The 3,034-nt window shown below is 45.6% G+C and carries 3 protein-coding genes; all 3 read right to left on the bottom strand.

Going from position 1 to position 3,034, the window contains the following annotated elements; translation table 11 throughout:
* Nucleotides 1–18 precede the first annotated feature (18 nt).
* Genes HPC37_RS10675 through HPC37_RS10665 form a run of 3 tightly spaced genes read right to left on the bottom strand, consistent with a single transcriptional unit; the run spans nt 19 to nt 2,794 of the window.
* On the bottom strand, nt 19–1,431 hold the full coding sequence (locus HPC37_RS10675; protein WP_208123090.1) for a surface lipoprotein assembly modifier: 1,413 nt from the start codon (nt 1,429–1,431) through the stop codon (nt 19–21).
* A 53-nt stretch (nt 1,432–1,484) separates the two neighbouring features.
* A complete protein-coding gene (locus HPC37_RS10670) occupies nt 1,485–2,336 on the bottom strand; it encodes a transferrin-binding protein-like solute binding protein (RefSeq protein WP_208123089.1) in 852 nt (283 codons plus the stop codon).
* Nucleotides 2,264–2,794: a hypothetical protein gene (locus HPC37_RS10665; protein ID WP_208123088.1), complete on the bottom strand. Its 531-nt coding sequence runs from the start codon at nt 2,792–2,794 to the stop codon at nt 2,264–2,266. Before HPC37_RS10665 ends, HPC37_RS10670 begins: the two co-directional genes overlap by 73 nt.
* Nucleotides 2,795–3,034 lie beyond the last annotated feature (240 nt).

The following is a 3,034-nucleotide window of genomic DNA, read 5'->3' as shown; positions in this document are numbered from 1 at the left end:
TTAAACCGCACTTTGTGATTAGAAATCCCGTGTGATCACTAAATTAACGTTTTTCTCGGTGTAGGAATAGAGCGTTGGCAAATTGCTGTGTTGCTTTTTCCAACTTAGCTGCAGCTTGGGGGTGAAGCCCTGCCACTGCCAATCGCGTTTCCACAGCATCAGGTTTGTGCTGTAAATGGTGTCCGACCGCACTTTGCGAAGTGGCAAAATGCCACCGAGCTTGGCGGGCGCTTTGTAATCGCGCTTGGCGGCAGAAAGCCCCACGCGCGTGGCCACCTGCCACGGCCACTCTTGCCCGATGCCAAAGCGCAGCGTTTTGGTGTCGTTCGATAGGCGGCGCGTGGCGGTTTTTTCACGGTTGAAATCCACGCCAGTATAAAGGTAGGTTTTCGTGCCTGCCAGCCACAGCAGTGTGGCCGAGCCGAGCTGGTTAAAGCCGTTGAGTTCAGGGTTGTCGCGATAGCGCGCTTTGGCGTACTCCGCCGCGAGTGAGAGCTGCCAGCGCGCAGTCAGCCAGCGGTTCCACTCCGCGCGCACGCCCAAGCTGCGCTGATAACGGCTGCCCGCCACCCAGCGCCATTCCGCAAAAGGCAGCACGCGCACGGTTTGCACCGCACTTTTGTGCGCCAGCCCCAGCAAAGTGCGGTTGAGCACGTCGTTGTAGTCTTTGTTATCCCAATAATATTTGCCGAACAGATTATTCTCAAAGGCGAGGTAATGGTGCCCGCGCAGGTTCCAATCTTTGGCCAGGTTGAGGGAATAGGCCAGCCCATGCGCCGATTGCGGCAGCATATCGTCGTTTTTGATAAACGGCGTGTCTTCAATCCGCCGCGCATCGCTGGTGTTGTTGACATTGTGGGTGCGCAAATAATTGGCGTTAGCGCTGATTTGCCAACGCTCGCGGTTATCCAGCGCACGCAAATAGTGGTTAATCAAGGCGTGAATTTCCGCAGGCGGATCAAACTCTCGCGCACGCTCAAAGGCGGCACGCGCCGTGTGATTTTGCTGGCTTTCAAAAAGTGCGGTCGCCAGCTCAATGCGCACAGGGTTGAGCTGCGGATTACGTGCAAGAATGGCCTCAAATTTCGCCACCGCCGCATCAAATTCCCCGCGGGATTTGGCCATCGCCCCTTGGGCAAACAATACCAAAATCGGGTCATGCTCGGCAAACGTGCGGTAAACGGGCAGCACCCGCTCGACCACATCATAACGGCGCTGGGCAATCGCCAAATTCAACACCCGCTCACACAACGGCAAATTGTGCGCCAATTCATCGAGTGAAAACGCCAACTGCCCCGCAGCACGCTCACGCACCACCGCCTGCTCCGGCGCCACCGGCTTCGCCACCTGTGTGACCGCCTCCGGCTTAAACGCTGGGCTCACCGCCAGCGCCGAAAGCGGCAAAAAAGCTAAAACAGATAATTTTTTCATCACATCATCGCAAAAAAAGCCACCGCAAAGCAGTGGCTTGTGGGAAAGTTAGGTTATTGTTTCTCGGCTACGAAAACGGCGTTGAGTGGATCAACCCCCGTCGTTGATCCCTTAAATGCAGCTTTTTCTAAAGAAACAGCGCCAGCTACTTGTTCTGCCTGCGGCCCCATAAATTTTCCTTCATATTGCCCAGTTCGATCAGTTTCAAATTTTTTGTCCTCAGAGTACCATGGTTCAGTAGTCGAGATGTGTTGTTTCGCTTTACCTTTAAATTCTAATGCGTCATTAAATGTATCAATGCGGGTTTTTTCAAGTTTGATTTTATTATAATCAGTATAATAACCATAACCAGAGTCAGGCCGATATAAGGGCTGAGAAGCAATTCCTTCAATAGATTTATTTTTAAAATCCACTGTGAGGGTAATTGGGCTTTCTACAGGTATAACTTTTTTATCGTAACTATTGTGGTTATTAATTGTCATGTCAGAAGTTAATTTTCCTTGATAGGTGGCAGTTCCAACCGTCTTTTGTAGTTCAGGGAGTTGGCTGGCTTTAGTTGGATTACCACCATAGAAAACAAATACATTATCATTATCACTATTACTATCTTCTGAGTAACCTTCAGCATTTTTAGTAATTTTTTTCAGAACAGAAATACCCGCGTCTTCTAAATTATAGTTATATGATGTGTAAGCCGTGAGTTTGGGTTCATCTGGGTCAACAAATCTATTTAATGTAATCTTTTTGTTGTAATCATCTGATCGTGTGCCATCAGCTGAAATATCAATAAATTTAGCTAATTCGTCAGCATCTTCAGTTGAAAGAGAACTGATTACACGATCACTGACAACATTTTCTCTCTCTTTTGCTCTTTGTAGTCGTTTTTCTTCTTTTTCAGCCGCCATTTTTTATTTTCGAGATCTCGTTCACGGTTATAGCGATCAGATTCGTAATATTTATCTAATCCCGCGAGTTCATCATAGTTATAAAGTTTTTGATTAGCTTCTTCTAGTTTTGCATTCAATTCATCAATTCTGCGGTTGGATTCATCATATTGATCGCCAATTTCTTGAAAGCGTTGTTTATAATATTCAGCATCGTTAGCCTGAATTTGTGCGCTGTCTAATTTATCAAGCGTTTCTCTTAGTTCATTGTTAACTTGATTAAGGTGATCATTTAACTCGTTGCGTTCATTCTTAAGCTGTTGAAGTTGCGCTTTTGCATTGGCTAAACTTTCTTTTACTCTTTGCAACTCTTGAGTAGCTTTATCTTTAGACTGGGTTTGTGCTAATGCAATAGCTTGTTTAAAATCATTTTGTGCTTTTAAAGCTTGATTTTGTGCTTCAAGGGTTGATTTTTCCAATTTAGCCAGTTTGTCGTTTAGGGATTTTAATTGGTTGTCTAGGTTTTATTTTCTTTGTTAATGTTAACTGGTTTCTCTATTTTCTCTACTTTCTCAGCCTTTTCTACTTTTTCTGGTTTCTCTGTTTTTCAATTTTCTTATTTTCTGTTTTAACGGCTGTGGTTTTGTTGCTTTCTTGTTTTTGGAGTTTTGGATTTTGTTTGACCACAGGTTGTTTTTGTTCTGTTGAGCTGCTGCCAC

The organism is Spirabiliibacterium mucosae (assembly GCF_014884965.1).
GTDB lineage: Bacteria > Pseudomonadota > Gammaproteobacteria > Enterobacterales > Pasteurellaceae > Spirabiliibacterium > Spirabiliibacterium mucosae.
This window is presented reverse-complemented; position numbering and strand designations above follow the sequence as displayed.